The organism is Paenibacillus sp. 01L418 (assembly GCF_056400045.1).
Window position 1 is genome coordinate 1 of the sequence record NZ_JBFTSN010000498.1, and the last position, 4,216, is coordinate 4,216.

At 46.7% G+C, this 4,216-nt stretch carries 3 protein-coding genes; all 3 read right to left on the reverse strand.

The features are described 5' to 3' along the window. Positions 1 to 2,401: glycoside hydrolase family 38 N-terminal domain-containing protein (locus AC1DSE_RS31285; protein WP_477528769.1), on the reverse strand; the 2,401-nt coding region annotated here is incomplete at its 3' end. A 22-nt stretch (positions 2,402 to 2,423) separates the two neighbouring features. After that, positions 2,424 to 3,308 (reverse strand): carbohydrate ABC transporter permease, encoded by an 885-nt coding sequence (locus AC1DSE_RS31290; protein ID WP_339203079.1) that lies wholly within the window; start codon positions 3,306 to 3,308, stop codon positions 2,424 to 2,426. Between the two features lie 17 nt (positions 3,309 to 3,325). Then, positions 3,326 to 4,216 (reverse strand): ABC transporter permease (locus AC1DSE_RS31295; RefSeq protein ID WP_477528770.1); only part of this gene is annotated, 891 nt, incomplete at its 5' end.

The window sequence follows — 4,216 nt, forward strand, 5'->3', positions numbered from 1 at the left end:
TCGCCCCATGCGACAAAATATCGGAATTCTCGCCCCATGCGACAAAATATCGGAATTCATAGAAGCCGCCCAGCGTTGCCGTAAAGTTAGTTTCCCAATAATTGTTCATTGCCCATGAATAGAGATGGCCTGGATCCTGCTTCAGCTTCTCGTCCCCGTTCAGTAATCGGAAGCCGTGTTCAAGCTTACCTAGTTGAATAAGCGGTGTATCCGGCATTGCTATTGACACTCCACCTTGACTTCCCACGTAAGCGACGCCTTCCCCGATACAATAATAATCGGCTAGACTTCCCGGTAATTGATCCTTGCGCGGACGAGCTAGCGAACCCATTTTATCCATCCACAACTCCTGCTCGCTGTCCATAATGGGTCCCCCGAAAGGCAAGGAAATATACAGATTCTCCGGATCCCATACGCTGTCCTTATGCATACGCACGGCCACATCCACGCGAGGTCTGTCTGTATATGCCGTAACGAGCAATGAATAATGCGAGCATCCCGCCACCTCGAATGTCAACTGAACTGTACCGTACACATCACCCTGCGCAATTACTTCCGCACTCGTCAGTACCCCTGTCGAGACAATTGCATCGGCTCCTTTACGGTTGCGGCCCATCTTGCGTCTAACTTCGTACATATCCTTAACGCTCGAAGCACGTGTTATGTCATATACCGGCGAGAAGGCATGGTGATTGCGGTCAGAGCGCAGCATTTCCGCCCCAGTACGCTTGTCGATCCAGGATGTAATCCCTTCACCTTTCTTCCATTCCACCCGGACAAATGGCGTTTCCAAATAAGTCGAGGTGAAGTGGAAAGTCTTCTCTACATGCGATACGTCGATATCCATCATCCTGTCTGACCCTACATAATCCGTAGTGTATGCTGTCTTGGCTTGACCATTGTGGACAGGTTGAATCATCAATATTTTCTCTTCTCCGGCTTGAAGTGTCACTGGTATGCTAACGATAACACCCCTCGGCGCAACTCTTAGCTGAGCAGGATATACCTCTCCACTTCCTTCGACACGAGCTTCGAATCCGTCCTTGATCAGGTCGTAGTGCCAACCTTCCATAATTAGATGGGCAACGTCTTCTTGTGCAAAAGGATTAGGATTGTGCATCTTGAACCGCATCGGCCGATCTGGCGCAAGCAGCRCATCCCCTTTATGTTCCAAAATATCATACAATGCGCGATGTGCGAGCGTGCTCGCATTGGCGGCAAACGCCTCCTTGCGGACACCCAACTCCTGAACGAAGGGATTCCAAGGCTCTGTCACAGAGGAATGGTAGCCCCAAGTATGCTCGGCGAACAACGTCAGCTCGTATTCCATCGCTCTCATCGCCTCAGCCGTCACAATCTCTCCGTTTGGATCAAGCTGCTTCACTTTCCGATGGACACGCTGCGCCTCTCGGAATACTTGCACATGCTTCGGCGTTGAACCAACGCCATCCGTCCACCAATCTGGCCAATCGCCCCGGAATACAGGAATATCGTCGGGATGCTGATCTGCATGACCACGTACCGCGTCAAAAAATTCATCCAACGTACACGGTACGATTTTGATTTTTTCGCTATGTTTGCTGTTCCACTGGTTCACGAAATCCATAAGCTGGGCATTCGGAGAGCTGTTGTCCGTCGGCAGCCCAGACATCATAACAGGAGCGAATGGGAACGGATAACCGTCCGCACGCAACCGTTCCAAATACCTCGGAATACGTGCTTCCGCAATCTCGAACGTAATGCCTTTGGTCGTATCGAATTCATCCTTAATTGTATAAGAGCCTCCGATACCTGGAATTAATCCCAAGTCGTTGCCGAAGACGTAATGCTCTCCGTTCCATGTCAGAAGCCTTTCGCCATTTGGCATCTCCCACCAGAAAGGCTGCTGTTTCTTCCATAGTGGATACATCGAATGATGAGTATGGATGCAGGTGATCATGTTTTGAATACCTGCATTGAGCAGCACCTCGCCATACCCCCAGCTGAAGCCCGTAATATCAGCTGTCATGGCAGACTTCACCGGCATTCCAATCGATTCTCCGTAAGTGCGAACTCGACCGATCATCGCTTCAAGCAGATCTTTGCCGACAAGCTCGCTCATATTAAGATAAGTGCCTGAAAGCCCGATATCTCCGCGTCTTACCGCTTCAGCAAACTCCAACTTTTCCTGCTCTGCAGCCTTTTCGAGGAACGCCTCAATTGGCCAAAACGTTTCGCAGACCCATTTAAATCCATTCCATTCAGGGCGACGTCCAGCCTGAATTTCGCGGAAAATATGAAGCGCCTGCCGTATAAAATCGACATGATATTGTTTTATCTTCTCTTGTCGCTCCGTGTACCCCACATCGGTATGCGAGTGATGAATCGCGTAAATTGTCCAATGTTTAGTTCCAGTCTCCATTAGCAATCGCTCCTTTAATTAATTATTCTTTTACCCCGCCCAAAACCATACCCTTCACGAAATACTTCTGCAGGAATGGATAAAAAGCAAGAATCGGCAGTGCACCTACGAAAATTTGCGCGGCTTTTACTGTTCGGTCCGACACGGAGGCTAAATTCGCCAGCTGCTCCGCGGACATGTTGGTCAAGCTCGATTGAACGATGACGGTTTGCAGGTAACTCGACAGCGGATAGTTATGCTGCGAATTCATGACTACAAGTCCGTCAAACCAGGAATTCCAATGCATAACGATCGTGAACAACATAATCGTGGCAATGGAAGGCATCGACAGCGGCACAAATATGCGCCATAACGTAGTCCAGTGTGTCGCACCGTCGACAAATGCCGCTTCTTCCAGTTCTTTGGGCAGCCCTCTAAAAAAATTCAATAATAAAATGACATTGAATACAGGAACAGCCCCAGGAATAACTAATGCCCATATGGAATCGAGCAGCCCGGTCGCGCGAATCGTCATATACCAAGGAATCAATCCCCCGCTGAACAAAATTGTAAAGACGAAGAACCACGCGTAACCCGTCCTAAATTTCAGCTCCTTGCCGGTTTTGGACAGCGGATAAGCAATAAGAATGGTTAAAACCATGCTAATGACTGTGCCCAGAACAACCCTCTCCACCGTAATCCATAACGAAGTAAGAAACTCACTCTTGGATAACACGAATTCATAGGCTTTGAACGTCATTTCCTGAGGCCATAGCTTTACGATCCCAGCGCTTGCCGCTACATTTGAGCTTAGGGATACCGCCAAAATATGAATAAGTGGTATCAGACAAGATAATGCGATCCCAATAAGAAATACATAATTGAGTGTGTGAAATAAGCTTCGTCCAAATGATTTTCCTTCTACCAAATCGGTTCTCTCCTTTCCTAAAAGATGCGGTAATCAGCAATTTTGTATGCCAGCCAATACGAGATAGATACAAGGGCAAAAGAGATAATTGATTTGAACAAGCCAAGTGCGGTAGCTACACCGTACTGCATATCCATTAACCCAATTCGATAAATTAGCGTATCCAGAATATCTCCACTCTCGTAAACTAGCGGACTATATAAATTAAATACTTGGTCAAACCCTGCATTTAATACATTTCCTAAACTTAATGTCGCCATCAAAATGATAACCGGCATCATACCTGGAAGGGTGATATTCCATGTTTGCTTCCATCTGCCCGCGCCGTCTATCATGRCTGCTTCGTACAAACTAGGATTAATCGTTGTCAGTGCCGCTAAATAAACAATCGTACTGAATCCGAATTCCTTCCAAATATCAGAAACGATCAAGGTTATCGGAAACCAAGTATTATCTCCTAGAAAAAAAATAGGTTTAATTGAAAAGATACCTAAAAACTGATTCAGCAGTCCGTTGGACGGTGACAAAATATCGATGAATACGCCGCCCAGAATAACCCATGATAAAAAGTGAGGAAGGTAAATTAGCGTTTGAACCCATCTCTTCACATACATTTTACCAACTTCGTTTAGCAAAATAGCGATCGTAATCGGCACAAGAAGCCCAAACACCATCTTGAGAACAGCGATATAAACCGTATTCCAGAGAACCTGCCCGAAATCGGGCATTTGAAACAAATATTCGAAATTTCTAAATTCTACCCATTTGGAATCGAACAAACCTTTTGACGGAATATACTTTTGGAACGCCATCAATACCCCGACCATCGGAAAGTAGCAATAGATCAATACGATCACGATGCCCGGTATTAACATCAAGTGCAACGGAAGCTGCCTGAGTCCCTTTTT